Annotated in this window: 21 protein-coding genes and 1 pseudogene; 3 read left to right on the top strand and 19 right to left on the bottom strand. The window is 37.6% G+C overall.

Features of this window, described 5'->3' with window-relative positions; all coding sequences use genetic code 11:
- Positions 1-83 precede the first annotated feature (83 nt).
- The 13 genes and pseudogenes from CVS95_RS06085 to CVS95_RS06025 all read right to left on the bottom strand — a co-directional run bounded on the left by CVS95_RS06085 (position 84) and on the right by CVS95_RS06025 (position 13787).
- Positions 84-2198, bottom strand: a pseudogene (locus tag CVS95_RS06085) (TonB-dependent siderophore receptor).
- A complete protein-coding gene (locus CVS95_RS06080) occupies positions 2179-3246 on the bottom strand; it encodes a PepSY-associated TM helix domain-containing protein (protein WP_234400021.1) in 1068 nt (355 codons plus the stop codon). The pseudogene CVS95_RS06085 and the gene CVS95_RS06080 overlap by 20 nt, the downstream one beginning before the upstream one ends.
- A 429-nt stretch (positions 3247-3675) precedes the next feature.
- A complete protein-coding gene (locus CVS95_RS06075) occupies positions 3676-4083 on the bottom strand; it encodes a tetratricopeptide repeat protein (RefSeq protein WP_103618671.1) in 408 nt (135 codons plus the stop codon).
- 135 nt (positions 4084-4218) lie between these two features.
- Positions 4219-5046: an ABC transporter permease gene (locus CVS95_RS06070; RefSeq protein WP_107695902.1), complete on the bottom strand. Its 828-nt coding sequence runs from the start codon at positions 5044-5046 to the stop codon at positions 4219-4221.
- Positions 5039-5692, bottom strand: a complete 654-nt coding sequence (locus CVS95_RS06065; RefSeq protein ID WP_054197251.1) for an ABC transporter ATP-binding protein — start codon at positions 5690-5692, stop codon at positions 5039-5041. The genes CVS95_RS06070 and CVS95_RS06065 overlap by 8 nt, the downstream gene beginning before the upstream one ends.
- Before the next feature lie 9 nt (positions 5693-5701).
- Positions 5702-6601, bottom strand: coding sequence for a NapH/MauN family ferredoxin-type protein (locus CVS95_RS06060; protein WP_107695901.1), 900 nt, complete (start codon positions 6599-6601; stop codon positions 5702-5704).
- A 2-nt stretch (positions 6602-6603) separates the two neighbouring features.
- Entirely contained in the window at positions 6604-7065 is a 462-nt protein-coding gene (locus CVS95_RS06055; RefSeq protein WP_072595068.1) for a c-type cytochrome, read from the bottom strand.
- Entirely contained in the window at positions 7065-7613 is a 549-nt protein-coding gene (locus CVS95_RS06050) for a c-type cytochrome (protein ID WP_084109872.1), read from the bottom strand. Before CVS95_RS06050 ends, CVS95_RS06055 begins: the two co-directional genes overlap by 1 nt.
- Positions 7610-8287 (bottom strand): 4Fe-4S dicluster domain-containing protein, encoded by a 678-nt coding sequence (locus CVS95_RS06045; protein ID WP_107695900.1) that lies wholly within the window; start codon positions 8285-8287, stop codon positions 7610-7612. Before CVS95_RS06045 ends, CVS95_RS06050 begins: the two co-directional genes overlap by 4 nt.
- Entirely contained in the window at positions 8280-9536 is a 1257-nt protein-coding gene (locus CVS95_RS06040; protein ID WP_107695899.1) for a nitrous oxide reductase family maturation protein NosD, read from the bottom strand. The genes CVS95_RS06045 and CVS95_RS06040 overlap by 8 nt, the downstream gene beginning before the upstream one ends.
- The gene (locus tag CVS95_RS06035; RefSeq protein ID WP_072595072.1) at positions 9529-10284 is read right to left on the bottom strand and encodes a cytochrome C; all 756 of its coding nucleotides are present in this window, start codon (positions 10282-10284) and stop codon (positions 9529-9531) included. The genes CVS95_RS06040 and CVS95_RS06035 overlap by 8 nt, the downstream gene beginning before the upstream one ends.
- Before the next feature lie 83 nt (positions 10285-10367).
- A complete protein-coding gene (nosZ, locus tag CVS95_RS06030) occupies positions 10368-12956 on the bottom strand; it encodes a Sec-dependent nitrous-oxide reductase (protein WP_107695898.1) in 2589 nt (862 codons plus the stop codon).
- Between the two features lie 12 nt (positions 12957-12968).
- Positions 12969-13787, bottom strand: coding sequence for an ATP-dependent protease (locus CVS95_RS06025; RefSeq protein ID WP_107695897.1), 819 nt, complete (start codon positions 13785-13787; stop codon positions 12969-12971).
- A 416-nt stretch (positions 13788-14203) separates the two neighbouring features.
- On the opposite strand from CVS95_RS06025, the gene moaC reads away from it, so the two are divergent.
- From moaC to CVS95_RS06010, 3 genes are read left to right on the top strand one after another with little or no spacing between them, the layout of a single operon-like run.
- Positions 14204-14680 (top strand): cyclic pyranopterin monophosphate synthase MoaC, encoded by a 477-nt coding sequence (gene moaC, locus CVS95_RS06020; RefSeq protein ID WP_199906342.1) that lies wholly within the window; start codon positions 14204-14206, stop codon positions 14678-14680.
- The gene (locus CVS95_RS06015) at positions 14655-14921 is read left to right on the top strand and encodes a DUF493 domain-containing protein (RefSeq protein WP_021091143.1); all 267 of its coding nucleotides are present in this window, start codon (positions 14655-14657) and stop codon (positions 14919-14921) included. Before moaC ends, CVS95_RS06015 begins: the two co-directional genes overlap by 26 nt.
- Positions 14922-14931: 10 nt before the next feature.
- Complete coding sequence (locus CVS95_RS06010; RefSeq protein ID WP_107695895.1) at positions 14932-16170, top strand: hypothetical protein; 1239 nt, start codon at positions 14932-14934, stop codon at positions 16168-16170.
- A 109-nt stretch (positions 16171-16279) separates the two neighbouring features.
- Here CVS95_RS06010 and CVS95_RS06005 read toward each other — a convergent pair whose 3' ends face one another.
- The 6 genes from CVS95_RS06005 to panD form a co-directional block, all read right to left on the bottom strand.
- Positions 16280-17074, bottom strand: a complete 795-nt coding sequence (locus CVS95_RS06005) for an undecaprenyl-diphosphate phosphatase (protein ID WP_107695894.1) — start codon at positions 17072-17074, stop codon at positions 16280-16282.
- A gap of 57 nt (positions 17075-17131) precedes the next feature.
- Positions 17132-19042, bottom strand: a complete 1911-nt coding sequence (tkt, locus tag CVS95_RS06000) for a transketolase (RefSeq protein WP_107695893.1) — start codon at positions 19040-19042, stop codon at positions 17132-17134.
- Positions 19043-19175: 133 nt separating this feature from the next.
- Positions 19176-20075, bottom strand: a complete 900-nt coding sequence (locus CVS95_RS05995) for a polyprenyl synthetase family protein (RefSeq protein ID WP_107695892.1) — start codon at positions 20073-20075, stop codon at positions 19176-19178.
- Positions 20072-21181 carry a PDZ domain-containing protein gene (locus CVS95_RS05990; RefSeq protein WP_107695891.1) on the bottom strand — a complete coding sequence of 370 codons (1110 nt, stop codon included), beginning with the start codon at positions 21179-21181 and terminating at the stop codon, positions 20072-20074. Before CVS95_RS05990 ends, CVS95_RS05995 begins: the two co-directional genes overlap by 4 nt.
- Positions 21178-21492, bottom strand: coding sequence for a YbaB/EbfC family nucleoid-associated protein (locus CVS95_RS05985; protein ID WP_002941513.1), 315 nt, complete (start codon positions 21490-21492; stop codon positions 21178-21180). Before CVS95_RS05985 ends, CVS95_RS05990 begins: the two co-directional genes overlap by 4 nt.
- Before the next feature lie 3 nt (positions 21493-21495).
- Positions 21496-21843: an aspartate 1-decarboxylase gene (gene panD, locus CVS95_RS05980; protein WP_002941539.1), complete on the bottom strand. Its 348-nt coding sequence runs from the start codon at positions 21841-21843 to the stop codon at positions 21496-21498.

Below are 21843 nucleotides of genomic sequence, written 5' to 3'. Positions count from 1 at the left end.
TCATCCTAAAATATATTTTTCTAATTATATACTTTAGGAGTTGAAATTTATCACCAGCTTATTTAGCTGGTGATTTAATTAGATTAAAAATTGTAGTTAAAGCTTAGGTTAAATGTGCGTGGATCGCCATAAACCATCAAGTTTTTGCCGATGCCCTCGTAGTACTTTTTATTAAAGAGATTGTCGATATTTAGCTGCACGTCAAAGTTTTTACCAAATTTATATCCAAACATCAAATTAGCTAAAGTGTAGCCTTTTTGTGTGATTTCATCTGCGCCTTTGCCAGTGTAAATTTTGCTCTTATACATAGCTCCAGCCCCTACTCTAAAGTCTCTGATCTCATACTTTGCAAATAAATTTGCCGTGCTTCTTGATGAGTCGGTGGCGTATTTCTCGCCTTTAGCATCTTTTGCGTTAAAATGCGTTGCACCAAAGCTAAGGCTTAAGCCTTTGGCGATTTCGCCGTTTAGATCTAGCTCGACACCCTTACTTGTCACACCCTTGCCAGATTCAAATATTTTGGCATTTGTCGCTGGATTTATCTTGCCAGTATCTATGCCAAGCTTGTCTTGCACGATCTTAAAGACGCCAAGACTTGCTTGAAGTGCCCCGTCAAAATACTCGCCTTTGATGCCCACTTCATAGTCCTTGCCTTGGATCGGATCAAGATACTTGTCATTTGCATCCTTTGCGGTTTGAGGTTTAAATATGCTCGTGTAGCTAGCATATAGAGTGTGGTTTGCTCCGATGTCATAAGTGATGCCAAGATATGGCGTGATCTCCTGAGTAAAATTTTTATTGTCTTTGCCACCTTCGATTTCATACTTGTAGTAGCTCATCCTAGCTCCAAGCAAGAGCTTTAGCTCATCAGTTAGCGAGAATTTATTTGCCATATATACGGCTTTTTGTATCGTTTTGTCTTTGTTGTTTTGATCTTCGTAAGGGAGCTTTGGATCATCAAGGTGTAAATTTTTAAAGTCTATCCTGCTTCTAGCCGTATAAGCAAGCCCAGCTGGCGTGGTCTTTTGTAGCCAGTAGCTACTTACCTTATCGCTACTTTTTTTATAGTTGTTATACATCGCGCCAAAGACAAACTCATGAGATAAATTTGCTATCTCATAAGGGATATTTGCGTATGCATCGACGTTGTGGATGTTCTCCTCTCTTTTGTTTGCATAGGCGCTAAGACCACCTATGTTGCCGGTGTCATCTAAATTTACTACTCCGCCGTAGTAGAGTAGATTTGAGTCGGTGTTCGCCCGCCTAAATGAGTAGCTTAAATTTAAGCTCGCTTCATTTTCAAAGTAGTGCTTAAAATCAGCGTAAAAATCAAGCGTTTTTATGTCCCACCTAGTCCAAGACTGAGAGAAAATTTCATTTTTGCCAAAATTTCTCCTAGAGCCATCTGTGTAAAATGCTGGCATACCGCCCCATCTAATGCCGTGACGTTTTAGCTCTTGATAAAACGCACCAAGACTAAGCCATGAGCTGTCGCCTATGTCACTATCTACGACGCCATAAATCGCGCTATTTTTGCGGTTGTAATAATCCATATAAGAGTGCGACTTCTCATGCATAAAAGATAGCCTTGCTCTAACGCTTCCGCTCTCATTTACAGGCGTTTGCACATCGCCATTTACGCCGTATCTATCGTATGAGCCAGCACTTACGCCAAAATTTCCTTTAAGCTCTTTTAAATCTGCTCTTTTTCTTATGAAATTTAAACTTGCAGCTGGGTTGCCAGCATCTGCAAGTAGGCCATTTGCCCCTTTTACCACCTCAACTCTTTCATAAGGTAGCAAGCTCATATCATTTGTGCCAAGGCTAAAGCCGCCAAAGCTAGGCATCGAATCAAGCAAGTAATAATCTATCGCAAAGCCACGAGCTGTCGGATATACGCGCTCATCCCATTTATTTAGCGTGACGCCCGGGACATTTCTAAGAAGCACTTGATAGTCCTTGATACCTTGATCTTTTAGCCTAGCCTATGTTAGCACGGTTAGTGATTGTGGCGTTTGACGAGAGGTTAAATTTAGCCTTATTGTGCTTTTTACAAGCTCTTTTGCAAAGTAGTTTGCATCATCTCTTCTCTCGCTTTCTACAACATCAATTGCTTCTAAAATTTTATCGCTTTGGCTAGCAAAAATTTGAGGTTGCATCAAATTTAATGCAACCAAACTAATTAAAATTTTTTTCATTTTTTCTCCTTTTAAAATTTCTTTTAATCCACAAATAAAGCCCTGAGATACTTAAAATAAGCGGTGAAATACCGACTAAAAACCAGATAAATTTTGTGATTTGGTTGTAGTTGCCAAAGTGCGATTTTCTAAATGCTGAGAGAATTTCTTCGCTTAGATTTGTATTTTTTATGTCCAAAATGCTTACTAATTTGCCGCTATTTTTATCGTAAGTTAATATGCTTGAATATTCGCTATGTAAGAAATTTTGATCTTTTACATAGCCAAAAAGGCGTATGTTTGCTCCTTGCATAAAAGGCAGTGAGATGAAGTGTGGCTCAAAGCCAGCAAGATCATTTTTTGAGCGGGCTACCAGCTCGTCAAGAGATAGGCCTTTGTTATAAATTTTTGCATCTATAACGAAGTCATTTTTAAACTCTGGCATGCGTGCCATTTGAAATTCCCACCAAACACCACTTATGCAAATGAGCAGTAAAATAGGCGTAGAAAAAATTCCTATCATTTTATGAATGTCGCTCATAAAAATATTTAGCCTATTTACACGAAGCCTAAGTAGTGTCAGCCAAAATTTTCTATAAATCACGAAACCACTTATGCAGATAAAAAACGTAAAAATAGCGGTTAGAGTAAGGATAATGTGACCGCTCTTTTCTAGAAATAGCGACTCATGAAGCTCGGTTAAAACTCCAAAAAAGCCCTCATCATGTGCGAGTGGCTCGCTCTTTATCTTACCGCTAAAAGCGTCAAAATAGATAAATTTCCACTCTTTTTGGCTGTCATTGTGCTCGATTAACCAAATTTTGTCGCATTTTTTAAGGTTTGCATCGATATTGATGCCAACCATCTCGTAGCCGTCAAGCTCGCTTGCGATGATCTCTCTTTGCTCATCAAAGCTGATCCTTTTGCTTAAATTTTCTTTGTTTAAATTTACATTTACGACATTTGGGGCAAGAAGGCTGTTTATCTCATTTTTATAAACGAGGATCGCACCGCTAAAACAAACTACTGCAAGTGGAATAAAAAATAAAAGAGATAAATAAGTGTGCACTTTATAAAAAAATTTTTGATTTAGAAATTTCACTTTGTTTTAAAGCCTTTTAATAGTAGGTTTTGATAATGGCTCGCAATCTTACACAAAATTTACTTTGATAATATTTAAAACTATTATCAATTATGATTTCAAAAAAGAAAAATTTTTATAGAATGTAAATTGAAAAAAAATAAATAGATTTGATTTTTAAAAGAATAAACAACTCCTCTTTGTGTATACGAAAAGCCAGAAAAGGGGGAAGCAAAGACTTATCAGTTACAAAAAGGAGGGTCCATTTAGGACGATAAAATAGTATTATTTAAGCATAAATTTTAATAAAATTTTTAGTTAATAAAAAAGAAATTCCAAGTAATACTAAAGTAAATTTAACTTTAAAGAAACTATATTTAAGAAATTTCTTTTAATTAGTACAAGCATAAAATTAGGCTAATTTTTAGGCACAAGCTCTAATACATTGCAAGCTCGTTTACTGCCCATCTTGCAAGCTTTATCAAGAGCGTTTGCAGAAAGATCAAAGCTTTGCTCAGTGCCATTTCCTTGAAGATACTTTATCGCTAGCTCATAGCAAGCTTCACTACTACCGTCATCACAAAGCGATTTAAATATCTCAAAAGATTTTTGCGTATCTTTTTCTGCACCAAGGCCACGCCCTAGCATATCTGCATAGATAAAGCAAGAAATTTTATCTTTATTCTCACACTCACTTGAAAGCTTTTTTGTAAAGCTCTCGCAAGCTTTAGCGTTACTTTTATTAATGCACTCTTGCACATTTATATCCCAGTTTGCATTCAAAGATAGAAGTGCAAATGCTAAAAACAAAATGGATTTTTTCATAAATTTCCTTGGAAGAAGTTAGCTCCCTTTGGGGGAAAGGGAGCTATTACAAAAAGGAGGTTTCTTGTTGGACAAGTGGAATAATACAAGTTTCGTCTAAATTTAAAACCAACTTTTCTTTAACAAAAAACAATCTCAAACCAAATCTTTTTTGCTAAAGGCAAAATAGCCACAAACTAGCAAAATAATGCCTAATAAGAGCGGATAAATAATCGCATAAGCTACAAATGGCGCTTTTGGAAAGGTGCTTAAAATAAAATAAGATGCAGTACCGATAACTGCTAAATTTGGATCAAAAAGACTAAGTGCTGCTATCCTGAAAAGCTCTATCGGATTTAGTATAGCAATAGCGTAAATAACGTACTCATCAACCGAGCTTCGCATAAGAAGCCCAATTAATGCTAGATCAATAAATGCAAGCATTATAAGCCAAAGTAAAAACGCCACACCTTGGCCTGTCTCTTGATTTTTAATCACGCTTGAGATAAAAAATCCAAGCGATAAAAAAATGATACTTAAGCTAAAAAGTAGTCCAAAATAAAGTGTTAATACACTCCAAGGTATTGCAACACCTTTTATAAAACCAACAATAATACAAAGCAAAAGAGCAAACAAAAGTGGTACAAAAACAACAAACGTTCGGCCCAGTGCCTTGCCAAAGTAATACTCTCTAAGGCTTAGTGGAAAGCTAAGGATGTATTCAAGCAAATTTGTATCTCTATCTTGATTTATGCTTCTTACGGTTGAGATGAGAATAAAAATAGGCACAATGATGACACAAATTTGAATAAACAAAAGCAGTGCTCTAGTAAGCCCAGAAAAGCCGAGCACACGTGAGTCAGTCACGCCGCTAAATAAAAATCCTATCATCAAAGCAGAAAAAAGCGCAGCATATATCACAAACCATCTTGAGCGAAAAGACTCTTTTACATCAAGCTTTGCTATTAAAAAAAGATTATTCACTCTTGCTCCTTAAATTTTCTTCTTTGATTATCTTGCCAAGATCCATATAGACGCATCTATCTAATAAATTCGCTATCTCATCGATACGGTGTGAAATAAAAACAAGTGTTTTGTTTTGCGTGAAGTTATCAAGTAAATTTTTAAAAGAAAGCCTTGCTTTTACATCAAGATTTGCCGTTGGCTCATCAAACATCAAAATTTCACTATCCTTGGCAAATGCGATGGCTATTAGCATCTTTTGTTTCATGCCGCCAGAGAGCTTATAAAATGGCTTATTTAAATTTGCATGCAGATCAAGTTCTAAAAGCTTGCTAAATTTTTCAATCTCTTCAAATTTTACATTTGAGCTTTTGCAAACAAACTCACAAAGCTCGCGTAGATTAAATTTAAGCGGTGGTGGGGTTTGTGGCACAAATGAGATAAATTTCAAAGCCCCTTTTCTATCTTTTAGAGTGTTTACGCCATTTATTGCGATGCTTCCGCTATTTGGGATAAACTCGCCTAAAATAATACGCATGAGCGAGCTTTTGCCAGCTCCATTTTGTCCAAGTATTGCTATTTTTTCACCAGATTTTACGTTTAGGCTAACATTATCAAGTATCCTTTGCGAGCCAAAAATTTTAGTTACTTCTTTTATATCTATCAAAAATTTTCCTTATATTAGTTTTTTAAAGCCGTTGTCAAATTTCAGCGCATCTTGATGACACACATCAATACACCTACCACAAAGCGTACAATCAGCACCAGCTATCCTAAAGATATTTTTGCTCTCGTCAAGTTTTGCTCCCTTTTTTGTCATAAAAAGTACGTGAGGCACTAGACAAACATCAGTGCAAACTAAGCAGTGATCGCATTTTTCTTTATCCCAGCTAACTTTTATGGCATTTGGTTTAGCTAGCACTGAGTAAGTAGCTCCAATAGGACAGACATATCTGCACCAAGCTCTACGTGAGAAGAAAATTTCAACCATAAGCATGGCCACAACAAACCAAATAGCATGAAAATAGCCATAGATAATAAATCTTGAAAAAATCCCAACAACATTAAAAATTTCAAATGTAAGACTTGCACTAGCAAAGCTAAGGGTTAAAAATAAAATGGTAAAAACATATCGCCACTTTGTGTCAAAAACTCGTGGTTTCACTATCTTTTTAGCGCGTAAATTTTCATGGATCTTCTCAGCTATTTCGCTTATTAATGAATATGGGCAGATCCAAGAGCAAAAGCCTCTACCACCAAAAATGATATAAAATGCCAAGATACTAAGTGAGCCAATTATTAAATTTACATGGATTTCATGTGTTGCCAAAAAGACTTGCAGGCTCATAAAAGCATCTGCTAAGTGAAAGCCAAATATCCTTGAGGCACTGATGTCGCCTTCTAAAATTTGTATATCAACTCTATATGAAAGCACAAATAAAAGATGAACTAGAATAATGCTAAATATGCGCCAAAAACGTATACTAGGACGCTTCTTGCCATCTTTTGTAGTTGTGATTAACGTGCTTAGAAAGCTTACATTTCTAACCGTCGCACGAGTGTTATATTTGTCCATTTTTACTTTTTAAATTTAGAAATTTCATCTGCAAGGCTTTCAAGCTCGCTATCACTAACATTTGTAAGTAGCCCCTTCATAAGTGAGTTTTGCACCTTGCCAGCTTTATAATCAGCCAGCTTTTTAAGTAATTCATCCTTACTTAGATGCGTTATATCAGGAGCAACGATACCTTTTGCATTTGCACCATGACACGGAGCACAAGTTGTTAGATACTGCTTGCTAACGCCTTCATTGTGCACTTTAGCCACACTTAGACTTAGCTCTTTTACCTTTTTTAGCTCATCTTCGCTAGCAAATTCTTCACTAGACTTTGGCTGCTCTTTTGTAAAATTTTGCTCTACTTTTGGCTGAGCATTAGTTGCTACTTTTTCCTTTTTAGGCGGAGTCTGGCTTAACATAAACACCATGATACCGCAAATCGCTACTGCTAAAATAATGGTTATAATCTTTCCTACTTTCATTATTTGCTCCTAAATTGTGTATTAAAATCACTGATTTCTTTAGCTAAATTTCTGATTTCACTATCATCCATTTTTTTAACAAGGTCTCGCATTAAAACATTGACTTTTTCTTTATTTTTATAAGCATTTATCATTGTATAAATTTCATTTTCGCTTTTTGTTAAAAGTGATGGCCCGATGATGCCATTTGCGTAATCATCGTGACAAGCTGAGCATTTTGTAATGAAATTTTTGCTAAGCCTGCCCTTTATAAGTCTTAAATTTATAGTTTGAAGAGGGGTTCTTACCATTGCTAAAGCACCGATTTGACGGCTTACGTTATTATCTTCAAGTCCAAATTTTACGCTCTTTTCGCCGTGCATATCGTATTTTATGAAGTCATTTTGTTTATTTGTGCTTTGGTTATTTTCTTTTTTTTCAACCTTTATGCTAGCACTAGTAGCTACATTTATTGGTTGCTCACTAGCTGCTTTTTGCGCTTTGTCGTCACTCTTTTCACAGCCGACAAATAGCAAAGCAGCAGCCACTAAAGACATTATTAATCTCATTCTTTCTCCTTATAAATTTCATCATAACTCATTTTTGGGGCAATATTTATAATTTTTACAGGGCAAACCTCAGCACACACCCCACACCCAACACAGCCATGCTTTATGAGTGGCAAATTTGCTTCGCTCATTACTATTGCGCTATCGCCAACTGGGCAAATGCTGACACAAAGATCACAAATTTGACCGATTTTGCCTTTTATCTTATCTTTTTCTGCCTCTTCTCTATCGTTATAAACTTTGCGAACAAGCAAATCTTCAACGCTATCTTCGCTTAGTTTTTCTCTTTTTAGGCACATACAGGCATTTGCATTACTCAAGACAGCAACACCCATTTTCACATCATCAATGACTTTTGTAGCATGATCTAACGCACCACTTGGACAGGCGAGCACACATGGGAAAAGATCACATAAATAGCAACCTCTCTTTTTAGGATCGATGTATGCTGTACCATTTGAATATCCATCTTTTATATCAAGCAAACTTATACTGTGATAAGGGCATACCTGCACACACTGACCACATTTAACACAAAGATCATCAAAGTCATCAACCGCACCTGGTGGTCTAAGATAGAGTTTATCGCCGCTACTTTTTGGCAAAATTTTACCTATGCCATATCCTGCGGCAGCTGCGACTGAGCCTAAGATTATAAATTTTCTTCTATCCACGTTTTGCCTTTAACGCGTTAAAATTTGAAGCATCAAGTGGTTTTATCCTTGGCGTGCTATCTTCAAGTAGCTTTACTGGCTCAGAAAATGGCGCGAGTTTGGCTAAAAAATTTAAGATACTAAAGACACTTGAACCATAGAAAAACTGCAAATTCGGATAATACTGCCAAAGCTGATCGGCATACGATAGATGCATAAACGGCGTATCTCCATAGCCATCTTTATCTCTATCAAAGCTCTCATACTCATCATAATAATTTTTACTCCACCGATTTAATGCCATTTTATCGCCTGGAGTATCGTTCGCAACGATATCCATATTGCCTATAAAATCATTATTTTCAAAGATGCTTGTCCCCTGAGTAGCGTGAAAATATACGCCAACTACGTTGTGTAAAATTTTATTGCCTAAGAAATTTATCGTTGAGCCTGGCTGAAACGGCGAGTTATCAAGCAAGATTCCTCTTGCATTATAGATAAGTGTGTTATTTTCGATAGTAAAATTTGAAACATCTTTTAGACCAATGCCGATACCAAAAGCGCCGTCACTATCCATAACAAGATTATTTTTTATATTTGAGCCAGCCGAATACATAAAAAACATTCCGACTGCATTGCCGATAAAATCATTGTTTTCGACTAAATTTTGATTCGCATACATAAAGTGAAGCGAGTATCTACCGCGGATCGCTTTATTTTTTAAAAATTTATTGTGACTTGCATACCATGCAACCATATCGCGGCTATCATAAATATAATTGCCTTCGATTAAATTTTCATGGCTATACCAGAGTCTAACAGCATCACCTCTAAAGCCAAGACTGGCCCCTTTTTTAGAAGTGATGTTATTTTCAGTGATCTTTGAGCTGCTGCACTCTTTGAAATCGACCCCAAAAAGCACATCACTCAAGTCATTTTGCGTAATCAAGACATTATTTGCTTTATCACAGCCAATGCCAGCATCTAGCTCACCAAGGTCATTTCCGCTACCGCTTATCTTTAAATTTCTAAGCGTAACATTTGAGGCAATAATCTTTACAACCGTGCCTTTACCATTTCCTTTTATGTGAGCATTTTTGCCCTCACCAACGATACTAAGCGGCTTATTTATAGTTATGCTTCCTTCATAGATGCCGTCCCCTAGCTTTATAACATCGCCAGGACTAGCGTTATTTATTGCATCTTGAAGGATATTTGCAGAGCTAAAAATAGGCAAGAAAGCAAGGGCAAAATTGAAATTTTTACGCATTTAGCTCTTTTTTCTTTGAGAATACTGCAAGTATGCAAAATACGCTCATAGCGATCATAACCCAAAATCCAATACTTGGATAAGAGTGCGTTGTAAATTGCGCGACGCTACCATCGCCTAAAACTGTTGGCATAAATGGTTTAATCTTAAATGCACCCCACTCTTGCATATTGTGTCCATACCAGTAAAGCCATCCTGCAAATGCGCTCATAAATAGCACAGGCGCGATAATCGTTGGAACCATAAGAAGTGAGTTAAATTTGCCGTTGTAATACAAAAATGCAAGCATACAAAGCGTTGAAATAAGCAAATAATAAGGCGCTATCGCTCGCTCTAAATTTCCGCCATGTTCCATAGGATACATACCGATGTAGTGATTTATCGTATTCATCTCATGCACATCGCCACTATATCCATCTACGTGAAAATATACAGGAATTCCATCAGGAAAGGCTGATTTTGGATAATTTGGAGCTTCAAGAGAGACGTACCAGATAGGAAAAGATGGCGTACCAATCTCTGCTTTTTGTTCGATCATCTTATGAAGATCGCTTGCTACATCTTTTGATAAAAGGTGATTTTTATACTGAAATGAGCTATAAAGATTATAGATACCGTAAGTATAAGATGGTAGTTCATCACCATCAGCTATACGCTCTTTTGCTCCGTGCCAACCAAGAACAGGCAAAGTAAAACAAACAGTCATTAAGACAAGTGCAACAATGGTATAAATTTTATATTTACTCATGATCTCTCCTTTAAATTTTAAAATTTCATCTGCTAAAAATAAAATTTTAAAATTTAAAAAGGGGCAAAGTGCCCCTTTAAAAACTACATACCAGCGTTTTCATCTACCCATTTTAGGTATTCGATGATATTTTTGATCTCTTCATCACTCATATGCTGATTTGGCATTCTAAGGTTAAAGTAATCAATCATTGATTTAATGTAGTCGTCACTATAGAACTTAGCAGGATCTTTGATAAATTCTGCTACCCATTTTTCGCCGTTTTCATGTCTTAATAAAACGCCTGTTAGGTCTGGACCTGAGCTTACTTGACCGATAACGTGGCAACCATTACAACCGCCTTTTAGATAAGCCTCTTCGCCTTTTGCAGCAGCTGGACTCATCGGAGTTGCGATCTCTTTAGCTAGGTTATTTTTAGCTCTTAAGCCAACGTCAGCTGTTTTAACCATGTATTGCCATACTTGGTACTCCCAAAGGATAGCACCATTTACGTCGCCTTTTTTGTAAGCTTCGTCAGCTTTAGCTTTTACCTCTTTGATGTGACCATATTGATCAAGTGCGTCATCAACCAAAGCTTTTACTTTTGGATATTTCTCATAATGTTTCTCTTTTAGGTATTTAACAACCTCTTGGATAACATCGTCAGTTGCCTTATTAGTTGCGATTACTTTGTCGTATTCAGCTTTTAATGCTTCTGGGCTTAGAGTTTTTAGCTTGTTATTTTTTGCAGATTCATATTTTTTATTTGGATCTTTAACAAGTAAATAACCCATCATCTCTAGGTGAAGTGCTGAACAAAACTCGGTGCAGTAGTATGGGAAGACGCCTTCCATATCAGCTACAAAATTTACTGAAGCGGTTTTGCCAGGCTCTAGTGAAGCGTGAATGTTGTAAAGGTCGATGCCAAATCCGTGAGTCTCATCTTGAGCGCGCTCTAGGTTTGTTAAGTGGATTGTTACATTATCGCCTTTATTTACTTCGATGTGCTCTGGGTTGATGTGGCTTCTGATCATTGTTGCATAGACAGTTACATTTTTGCCGTTTCTCTCAACTCTTTCTTGACCAGCTAGAGTTGCATATGGGCTAGCCTCGCCTGTTCTTGAGTTTGTACCCATGTTGTAAGTAAGCGCTGGACTTAATTTGCTAGCAGCTATTGAAACAACATCGTGTGGCTCACCAAGTGGGATTGGCATATCATAGATTAGATCCATTTTTGCACCAGTAATGTCTATTAGCTGGTGATTTTGTGGATGAAGTGGGCCAACTGGGCTAAAGCGATCGATTGAAAGTTTATCAAGAGCGATTGCATATTTGCCAACTGGTTTTGCTGATTTGCCTTCCATTGTATCAAGGTGGCCGATATTGTAGTGAACATTTATCTTATCAAGCACTTTTAAATTTTTATAGTCCCATTTTACGATTTGACTATCAACGTAAAGTGAAGTATAAAGTACGCCATCTTGTGAGTCAAATGATGTATGCAGTGGTCCAAGGCCAAGTTCGACTTGTCCGTGCATTGATTTTTCTCTATCTAAGATAGGAATTCCGTATGGGTCAGTGCCAGCGTACTCTTTTTTATCAATTAGCTCTTTGATCTTTCTAAAGTCATAAACTGATGCGTGAGTATCAAGCTTACCGCCAATAATTATGTATCTACCATCTGGGCTTACATCACAACCATGTGGGCTCTTTGACTCTGGGATCAAAAATAACGCACCTGCTTTTACAGCAGCGTCTATTGTAACTACCTTGTGGCCATTTATAACTTTATAGTTTTTCTTGTCTTGAACAAGTTTTTCTAAAATTTTCCAGTTATAAACGTGTAAGAAGTCAGTGTCATTTCTACTTGCACCTGCTTCAAATGGAGGAAGGCCTTTTTCGATACCGCCGGTATACATCTCAGTATTTATTGAGTTTGTAAAGCCCCAGCCGTAGCTCTCGCCCTTACCAGCATCACTTAGATCTTGCCAGTATGGTGGAAGCTCAAGAGAGAATGACTCTTTCTCATCGATCTTACCTTTTGGATAATCAAATTTCCAAAATGTTACAGCACCTCTATAAACTGCTTCATAGTCATCTATTGAGTGGTAGTTGTTATCAAGTGGAGCTGCATATTGGCTAGCTTCGATAACATACTCGCTATTTGGAGTGATGAAGCTACCGCCGTGCTCACTCTTCATAATAGGGTTTACAACGATTTGAGTTGTCTCAAAGTCATGCAAATTTATAACTGCGATTCTTGGGTTAGCTTTATCGTTGATAAATAGATAATCACCAACATACTCACCATTTTTCTCACTGAAATTTGGGTGGTGTGTATCGCCCCATGTTATCTCTTTGCCCCTGATGTTGCCTTGTTTCAAAACAGCTTTTGACTCATCGTCATAGCCATATCCTTGCCAAGGCTCTGGGGTGAAAACGCCGATGTATTTATAAATTCTCATCGACGGAACGCCATAAACTAGCACTTGACCGCTTTGCCCGCCAGATGAAAAGACGATGAAATCATCTTTTTTACCGCTAGGCTGATAAGTTTTAGCAGCTGCAAGGACATCTTTTTCGCTTAGCCCACGCTCTTTCATGACTTTTTCAAGGTCACTACTAGCAGCACAAGCAGTCGTTAAAGATAGCCCAAGCAACGCAGCACTTGCGACACAAAATAACTTTTGCATTTACTCTCCTTTTTAAAATGAATTTATCTCTAAACTCTTTATCTCATTGTCTAAATTTACGCCATTTAGGACGCCTTTATCTATAAAAATTCTTTTTATCTCATTATTAAAAAGAGCCTTTTGTCCTTTTAGTTTAAGATCTTTGTCAAATTTATAGACTACTCCATCCCCATCACCTATGAAAATTTCATCCTCCATACACGCAAGAGCTGAAATTTTAGATTTTAAAACTTGCTTTTTAATTCCACTTTTAAAATCTAAAATTTCTCCATCTCTAAAGCCAAGCAAAATATCATTCCTTTTAAATTTACAGGCACTAAGTGGAGCAAAGCCAACACGCTTTTTCTCTTTTAAATTAAGCTCTTTATCAAGCAAAAATGCTTTGCCATTAAAGCTTGTAAAAAATAGCTCGTCATCAATTGGCAAAAGGCTTGAAATTTTATAAACATCTTTATAATTTTTAGTTAAAAGCTTATTTAGATTTTTATCAAAAATGCCTATGCTGACTTCATTTGCCATATCGCAAGCTACGTAAATTTTATTTTTAATTGCCGTAATTTGTGAAATTTTACAGCCGACATTTGGCATGGCAAATAAAAAATCTCTCTCATTTGCTACCTTAATAATCTCATTGTTTAAATTTGCGATATAAAAAGATTCTCCATCATTTCCACACTCTTGATTTTTATAAATCGTATCTTTTAGATCCAAATTTTTAATCTGTCCATCTTTTATAAAAACGATGCTTTGGTTGCTTTCATTAATAAAGCAGCCTAATTGCTGGGCAAAAGCTGTTATCAAAAACAAACTTATACAAAGCAGAAATCTCATAATCCAAGGTACTTTCATCATAAATTTATTAAGCAAAAAAACTATACATACTTAACTCTTAAAAGCAAATTAGCGATTAATTTATTTTTTTAAGCTTTTAAAGAAAAATATCAATATTTTTTTTTAAATTTTATTATTTACATTAAATATATATTTGATTTTAATCAATACTAATATGGCTTTAATAAAATTTATTATCTATTAAATCGCTTATTTTTAGTGCTAATTTGAACAAAAATTTAAATTTGAATTATTTCTTAAGAAAATTATTTAAATTAGATAATTATATTAAGTAATGAGAAATCTTTAGTATTTAAGTAAAAAGCTAAATTTTATACATTTGATATATTTTTAGCTTAAAGCCATTGGTAATTTAAATTTGTTTAAATAAGTTATAATCCGCCAAAAAAGGAGAGATAATGCTAACGCATTTAGATGAAAAAGATCGTCCAAAAATGGTCGATGTGAGCCCAAAAGATCCTACAAAAAGAGTAGCAACTGCTAGCGGGATCATCAAAATGAGCAAAGAGGCCTTTAGAGCGATCAAAGAAAATACTGGCAAAAAAGGCCCAGTTATCCAAACAGCTGTCGTTGCTGCGATAATGGGCGCAAAAAAGACAAGTGAGCTAATCCCGATGTGCCATCCACTAGCTATTCTAGGTGTGGATTGTGATATCAAAGAGCTATCTGAAATTTGTGCTTTTAAGCTTTATGTGAGCGTAAAAATAGAGGGCAAAACAGGCGTTGAGATGGAAGCATTAACTGGCGTTAGCGTGGGGCTTTTAACGATTTATGATATGGTAAAAGCTATAGATAAAAGCATGGAAATAAGTAATATTGTATTAGAGAGTAAAACAGGAGGAAAAAGTGGCGAGTATATGCGATCTAAATAACAAAAAAGCAAAAATTGATTACCCAACACATTGGGAATATAAAATAATATTTGATGCAGATGTCAATGTAGAAGAAAAGGTAAAAGAGATAGTAAAAGATAGAGAATTTAAACTGGTCTTTTCAAAATTTAGCAAAGATAAAAAATACGCTAGCTATGACCTAGCCGTGCTAGTTTTGAGCGAAGAAGAGAGGCTAGAGATATTTTCAGCACTAAAACACGAAGCAAAATACGTTTTATAAGGTAAAAGATATGAACAATTTAGAGCAAAATTTACATGATTATAAAAGCAGCGATGGCTTATTAATAAGCATAAAAGCTCTTTGCAATAACTTCTTTCAAGATACTGCAAACAAAGATATAAATGCTTTGCCAGAAATTTTAAAGGCTAAAATGAATGAGCTTTATGACAAAATGAACAAAGAAGATCTCATAAATGCAAAAAATCTAAAAAGTGCCATGGAGGGAATAAATCAGGCCATTGTCGGCACTGAAGAAAAGGCACTTTACGAGCTACTTGATAAAAAAGATGAGCTAAATCGTGCAATAGAAGCAAAACGTGAAGAGATAAAAAATAGGCTCAAAATTTCATTTGAAGCAGCTGAAGAGGTCGTAAAAGATAGAAATTTTAGTGAAAAAGAGGAAATTTTAGAGCTTTTAAATAATGCGATCATTAGAGAAACAAGGCTTCTTGGTATCTTAAAAGAAAGTGCTCAAATCGCATTTTTGACAACTCTTGAAGGTGCAAAAGATGTCGAGGAAACAGCTGGTGCGATAGCTAAAAATATGACTTATGTTGCGATCATTGGAGGAGAGTTTAGCAAAGAGCGAATACTTGAAATTTCAAAAAACATCATCATAGCAGCGGCAAATTTAGCAGACGAGGGTCATATCTTTGCAAAAGAGCTAATAAGTGGGGCGATAAGTGGCACAAGAGATGGTATTTTAAGGGCTATAGAAAAACTTAAAGATGAGGCGAAATTTGCTCCAGATGAGCTTAGACTAAACTCACAGTTACTAAACTTAAAAAATATTGATGAAGAATTTATAGCCTTGCTTAGGGAACTTGAAAAGGAATTTGAAGGTGTAGCAAGAAATGAGATCGAAAATGTGATAAATAGCGAGCTAGATACAAATCTAGCAAAATTTAAACGCATTAGCGATCAAGCAAGAGAGCAGATCATTTCAAGGATAGAAGAGTTAAAGTCAAACGGCATGGCAAAGCTTATGAGTGAGGCAAATAATAAATTTGAAGCCCTAAAGCAAGAGCTAAACGACAAGAGTAAAAAGCTAAAGCTAAATTTTGATACAAATGACAAAATCGAAGAGATCAAACAAGAGATCGCTAATCTTGAGAAAAAAGCCAATGAAAAATTTGAAGACATCAAACAAATTGACATCAAATCAGAAGCCAAGAAATTTGGAGATAGGGCTTATCAAGCTGCAAAAGATCTGTTAAATGTTATTAAAAAAGATAAAAAAGAGGGTTAAATTATCAAGCTTATCTTGAAATTTTTCCTGAAAGATACTCAAGTTATATATTCTTGCCAAGTGTAAAAAATTTCTCCACACTTGGCTTTTACTTTTTAAAGCTTTAAAATCACAAAAATAGATAAAGTAAAAATGTTCCTAAAATCAAGCGGTAGATGACAAAAGGAAGCATTCTAATCCTTGAGATGATCCCCATAAATAGCTTAACGCAAACATAGGCACTAACAGCACTTATGATGACACCAAGGGCGATGTCGCTCCAAGGAAGCGCATTTGGATCTTTTATAAGCTTGATACTCTCAAGCCCACCAGCTAGGATAATGACTGGGATCGACATCAAAAATGAGAAATTCGCACTTCCCTTGTGGCTAAAGCCCAAAAATAAGGCCGCTGTCATCGTCACGCCTGATCTTGAGACGCCAGGGATGAGCGCCACAGCTTGAGCAAGGCCAATAATAAGCGCAAATTTTATGGTCATTTCATATTCGCTTTTATTTGATGAGCGAAGATCTGCAAAGTAAAGCGCTATGCCAAAGACGATCGTAGTAATAGCGATCACAACGCCGCTTCTTGCGTATTCTTCGATAATGTTGTTAAATAAAAGCCCAAAGATTCCAACCGGGATAGTGGCAAATCCCACGCACCAGACAAGCAAGCTATCGCCTACCATCTTTCTTTGTGCGATCGAGGCAAAAAAGTCACGAAGTAGCTTAAAAATCGTATCTTTAAAATAAAAAAGTATCGCACTTAACGTACCAACGTGCACTGCCACATCAAAAGCAAGACCTTGATCTGGCCAGCCAAGTAGCTTTGGCACCAAGATAAGATGAGCCGAGCTTGAAATGGGCAAAAATTCGCTTATGCCTTGCACCAAGGCCAAAACGATAACATGAGAAATTTCCATAAAATGCCTTTTTTGATTTTAGATTGCAGTTGGGGATTTTACTCCCCAAGATTAAATTTATATGATTTCGCTAGCGAAATTTGCAAGTTTTTGTGGCGTAAAGCCAAAGTGATCAAATAGCTCGTTAGCCTTTCCGCTGGCGCCAAAGCCGCTCATGCCATAAACCGCGTCGGCAAATTTATACCACTCAAGGCCAGTTGCGGCTTCGACTGCGATGATGGTCGTATTTTTATCTAAAATTCTAGCCACGTACTCATCTGGTTGCTCGCAAAGTAGGTCAAAACAAGGAGCAGACACGACGTTTGCGCCGATACCTTGCTCAGCTAGAAGTGCGGCTGCTTTTACACAGAGTGAAACCTCGCTGCCGCTTGCCATAAATGTGATCTTCGCATCTTTTGCTGAGCTTAGCAGATATGCGCCGTTGCTAACCTCACCAAATTCGCCTTTCGCAAGTGGCTCAAGCCCTTGGCGGCTAAGCACAAAGGCACTTGGAGCGTTTAAATTTAGAGCCGCTTGCCAGCTAGCTGCGTTTTCGTTACCGTCAGCTGGGCGGAAAGTGTAGAAATTTGGCATCGCTCTAAATGTGCTAAGCTGCTCGATAGGTTGGTGTGTCGGACCATCTTCTCCAACGCCGATACTATCATGCGTGAAGACAAAAAAGTGCTTGATGCCCATGAGCGCTGCTATCCTTGCACTTGGCTTTAAATAGTCGCTGAAAATAAAAAATGTTGCTGAAAATGGCAAGAAAAGGCCGTATCTAGCGATGCCGTTGTTAATAGCCGCCATGGCATGCTCTCTGATGCCGTAGTGGATATTTTTGCCATTTGGGAAGTCGCCCATACCCTTTAGCTCAGTCTTATTTGACGGAGCAAGGTCAGCACTACCACCGATAAAGCCAGGTAGTTTTTTAGCTATTTCATTTAAAATTACGTGGTTTGTATCTCTTGTGGCTAGCTTTTTGTCGCTAAAGTCAGGGAATTCGATCTTACTAAAGTCTGGATTAAGAAGCGAGTTTAGTAAATTTTTGCCTTCAATGCTTAGCGCCTCAACCTTTTTGTTCCACATCGCCTCTTCTAGATCGCCCTTTTCAACTGCGCCTCTAAATCTTAAAAGCACGTCCTCATCAATGGCAAATTTCTTCTCAGGGTCAAAGCCAGCTGCGGCCTTTGCCTTTTTGATGATCTCTTCGCCAAGTGGGGCGCCGTGGCTGTGGTGTGAGCCCTCAAGCTCCATTGCACCACGTGCTATGCGTGTGTTTGCGATGATGAGATATGGCGACTCTTTCTCGTTTGCTTGCTCAAGTGCAAATTCGATCTGATCGTAGTCGTGTCCATCGATGCGTGCGACCTCCCAGCCCTGCGCCTCAAACCTCGCTTTGACATCCTCACTAAAAGCTATCGCCGTGTCACCCTCGATCGTAATGTTATTTGAGTCGTAAATGAGCACAAGATTATCTAGTCTTAAATTTCCAGCTACCGAACATGCCTCGTAGCTTATACCCTCTTCAAGATCGCCATCACCGCAAAGGCAATAAATTTTATGATCGATTATTTTATTATCTGGCTCGTTTAGCACGTTTGCAGCGTATTTTTCTGCCATGGCTAGGCCAACTGCGTTTGCTACACCTTGACCAAGCGGGCCAGTAGCAACCTCAACGCCTGGAGTGTGAATTTCTGGGTGTCCTGGAGTGTTTGAGCCAAGTTGGCGAAAATTTTTAAGCTCGTCAAGACTTAGATCGTAGCCGCTTAGATGTAAAAAGCTATAAACCAAACTTGATGCGTGACCACCGCTAAAAACGAGCCTGTCTCTATTTAGCCATTTTGGATTTTTTGGATTGTGTTTTAAAAAGTTGCTTAAAACCACCATAATATCAGCTAGACCCATAGGTGCACCTGGGTGTCCGCTGTTAGCGTTTTGCACCATATCAGCGCACAAAAATCTTATAGTATCGGCTTGTTTTTTTAGCATATGATCTCCTTTTATTGTTTTGGATTATACAAAAAAGTGATTAAAACTTGCCTTGCGTTTTTGCCCAAAATGTCTAAAGAGTGATATAAATTTTTTAAATTTTTAACAGTAAAAAGCTAGAAATTTCTAGCTTTTATCTGAGGTGTTTATCTGTAAGCCCTAATATCATCTTTGCGATATTTGCATCTATCTGATTTAGTGCCTCTTCTATCTCACAAATTAGCTCATCTTTTTTCTTTTTAGCGCCTTCAAGGCCAAGCAAATTTGTAAATGAGTTTTTAGCTAGATCGTTATGCACGGGCTTTCCAGCGGCTGCTTCGTTGCTTGTAAGATCGATGATATCGTCTTGTATCTGAAAAGCAAGCCCAAGTTTTAGGCCGATATCATAAATTTTCTCGCACTCTATTTCGTCTAAATTTACTATCACAGAGCCCATTTTTAGGCTTGCAGCGATGAGCTTTGCGGTTTTGTAGATATGTAAAAAGACTAGTTCATCAAGGCTTAGCATCTTGCCAGAGAGGCCAAATTTAGCCTTTGCCCTTTTGATATCCTCTTTGTCTGTATTTTCAAAAAAACAATCCAGCGCCTGACCTAGCACCATGCCGCTAACGCCAGCATTCTCGCTTAAAATTTCCACGCATTTTATACGCGCCTCAGCACTCAAATTGGCACGTGAAATTTCATAAAAAGCATGCGTATTTAACGCATCTCCTACAAGTATCGCAGTTGTCTCGTCGTAGGTTACGTGAAGTGTTGGTGTGCCACGTCTAAGGCTTGCGTTATCCATAGATGGCAAGTCATCATGAATGAGCGAGTATGTGTGCATCATCTCAAGTCCCAAAGCCACTCTCATCGCCTTTTGCGTGAGGCTTTTATCCACGCTTTCCACCACGCCAAGAAGCAAAAGTGCCCTAAAGTGCTTGCCTCCAGCCTTTAGCATAACGCCAAGTGCCTCCTCATAATAAGGGTGAAAGCTAGGAGCCTTTGGCAAATTTGCGTTTAGAAATTTTACAAAGTCCTCAAGTAGGCTCATTTTGGCACTCTTACAAAAAACTGAAAGTCATCTCTAGTAAATAGAAGCGTAAAATTTTTTAATTCACCAAGATTCTCTAAAAGCTCTTCACGGCTACTCACGCTTTGTTTATCAAAACCCAAAATTTTATCACCGGTCTTGATGCCAAAAATTTCTGCATTTGACTTTGGCTCGACCTTAGTAACGACTAAATTTTTATCCACCGTGATACCATAATCCACCAAAATCTTATCATCAAGCATTGTTTGTGGCTCTTTTGGCATGATGTTGAAATTTGGTATGTCAAGGCTTGAAGGGGCGTCTACATCGAGGCTTTGGTTAAATTTCACATCCCCACTTACTGGCACCTGAAAGAGCATTTCTTGCTTATCGCGCTTCACGATGATGTCAAGCTTTACGCCCTTTGGAGCAAAAAGCACCATCTCATTTAGCTCTCTTAGGCTCTTTGGCTTGATGCCATTTACACTAACTAGTTCATCATCAACCATCATCATCTTGCCACGTCCCAAAGGATCAACAAGCCCTACAAAAAATTTATCCTCTTTTTGCAAGAACTTCACACCGATATCGCCGTAATAGACGTCATCGTAAGATACAAAGTGTTTTAAATAGCGATTTGGTATAAATTTATCAACTCCAACAGCTATGCCTATCATCTTGCAGCAAGGCGTATTTATCTCGCCAGTCGCGTTATACTCGAAGTTTAGCGTATCAAAATCGCCTAAATTTTGCCCTAAAGACTTGATGTGACCCATGACGGTGTTGTTTGCGTCATTTAAGATACCAACCCAAGTGCTCTTTTTGATGCGCTCCTCGTTGGTCTCATCAGCCATAACAACAGGACTTAGCTCCTTGCTAGAGCGGACTAAAAAGAGCTGTAAATATGGGTCAAATTTGACATATTCGCCAAGTGGAGCTCCCTCACTTTTTGGTACTGCGATTAAATTTTTAGTGATAGCTACACCAAAGTGTTTATTTACCGAGACGATTGAGTTTTTGTTCTTTTCAAAGCAGGCATTAAAGTCCTCTTGCGTAGGTCTAGGATCGGCGTTTAGGCAAAGCGCTGATAGCAAAAAAGCAAGGGCAAATTTATATTTTAGTCTCATTTTATCCCCATCGAAGCAAGGCCGCCAAGCATCCTTGAAGCGGTGTTTTTCTTATCAGCTTCAACTGATTTTAACACGTCATTTACGGCGCTTATTAGCAAAATTTGCATGCTCTCTTTATCTTCAAGCAAGCTATCATCTATGCTGATATCAAGTATCTCACCGCTGCCGTTTGCTCTCACGCTTACTAGTCCGCCACCGCTTTTTGCACCAAATTCTTTATTTTTGCTCTCTTCTTCCATTTGCTTGGCCTGCTTTTGCACATCCTCGAGCATCTGCCCCATCTTTGAAAAGTCAAATCCCTCAAACATCGCCTACTCCTTTATGATCTCGTTTTTGTTATTTACATGCACGATGGTTGGCTTAAATTTCTTAGCCTTTTTAAATTTCATACTAGCGTATGCCACGATGATGACCACGTCTCCTACGCAGACTTTTCTAGCAGCTGCGCCGTTTAGGCAAATTTCGCCTTTTTTGCCCTTTATCACATATGTGGCAAATCTCTCGCCATTATTTACGTCTAAAATTTCAACCTTTTGATTTTCTATCAAATTTGCAGCCTTTATAAGCTCCTCGCCGATGCTGATCGAGCCAACATAGTTTAAATTTGCGTCTGTTACGACGGCTCTGTGGATCTTACTAGCTAAAATTTCTATATTCAT

The sequence above is a fragment of the Campylobacter concisus genome (assembly GCF_003048905.1).
GTDB lineage: Bacteria > Campylobacterota > Campylobacteria > Campylobacterales > Campylobacteraceae > Campylobacter_A > Campylobacter_A concisus_V.
This window is presented reverse-complemented; position numbering and strand designations above follow the sequence as displayed.

Bases quoted from the DNA above. Each gene is read 5' to 3' on its own strand.
- nosZ (WP_107695898.1), bottom strand. From the start codon at position 12,956: ATGCAAAAGTTATTTTGTGTCGCAAGTGCTGCGTTGCTTGGGCTATCT.
- CVS95_RS06055 (WP_072595068.1), bottom strand. From the start codon at position 7,065: ATGAAAGTAGGAAAGATTATAACCATTATTTTAGCAGTAGCGATTTGC.
- panD (WP_002941539.1), bottom strand. From the start codon at position 21,843: ATGAATATAGAAATTTTAGCTAGTAAGATCCACAGAGCCGTCGTAACA.
- CVS95_RS05985 (WP_002941513.1), bottom strand. From the start codon at position 21,492: ATGTTTGAGGGATTTGACTTTTCAAAGATGGGGCAGATGCTCGAGGAT.
- CVS95_RS05995 (WP_107695892.1), bottom strand. From the start codon at position 20,075: ATGAGCCTACTTGAGGACTTTGTAAAATTTCTAAACGCAAATTTGCCA.
- CVS95_RS06025 (WP_107695897.1), bottom strand. From the start codon at position 13,787: ATGAGATTTCTGCTTTGTATAAGTTTGTTTTTGATAACAGCTTTTGCC.
- CVS95_RS06040 (WP_107695899.1), bottom strand. From the start codon at position 9,536: ATGCGTAAAAATTTCAATTTTGCCCTTGCTTTCTTGCCTATTTTTAGC.
- CVS95_RS06035 (WP_072595072.1), bottom strand. From the start codon at position 10,284: ATGAGTAAATATAAAATTTATACCATTGTTGCACTTGTCTTAATGACT.
- CVS95_RS06060 (WP_107695901.1), bottom strand. From the start codon at position 6,601: ATGGACAAATATAACACTCGTGCGACGGTTAGAAATGTAAGCTTTCTA.
- CVS95_RS06010 (WP_107695895.1), top strand. From the start codon at position 14,932: ATGAACAATTTAGAGCAAAATTTACATGATTATAAAAGCAGCGATGGC.
- tkt (WP_107695893.1), bottom strand. From the start codon at position 19,042: ATGCTAAAAAAACAAGCCGATACTATAAGATTTTTGTGCGCTGATATG.
- CVS95_RS06050 (WP_084109872.1), bottom strand. From the start codon at position 7,613: ATGAGATTAATAATGTCTTTAGTGGCTGCTGCTTTGCTATTTGTCGGC.
- CVS95_RS05990 (WP_107695891.1), bottom strand. From the start codon at position 21,181: ATGAGACTAAAATATAAATTTGCCCTTGCTTTTTTGCTATCAGCGCTT.
- CVS95_RS06005 (WP_107695894.1), bottom strand. From the start codon at position 17,074: ATGGAAATTTCTCATGTTATCGTTTTGGCCTTGGTGCAAGGCATAAGC.
- CVS95_RS06075 (WP_103618671.1), bottom strand. From the start codon at position 4,083: ATGAAAAAATCCATTTTGTTTTTAGCATTTGCACTTCTATCTTTGAAT.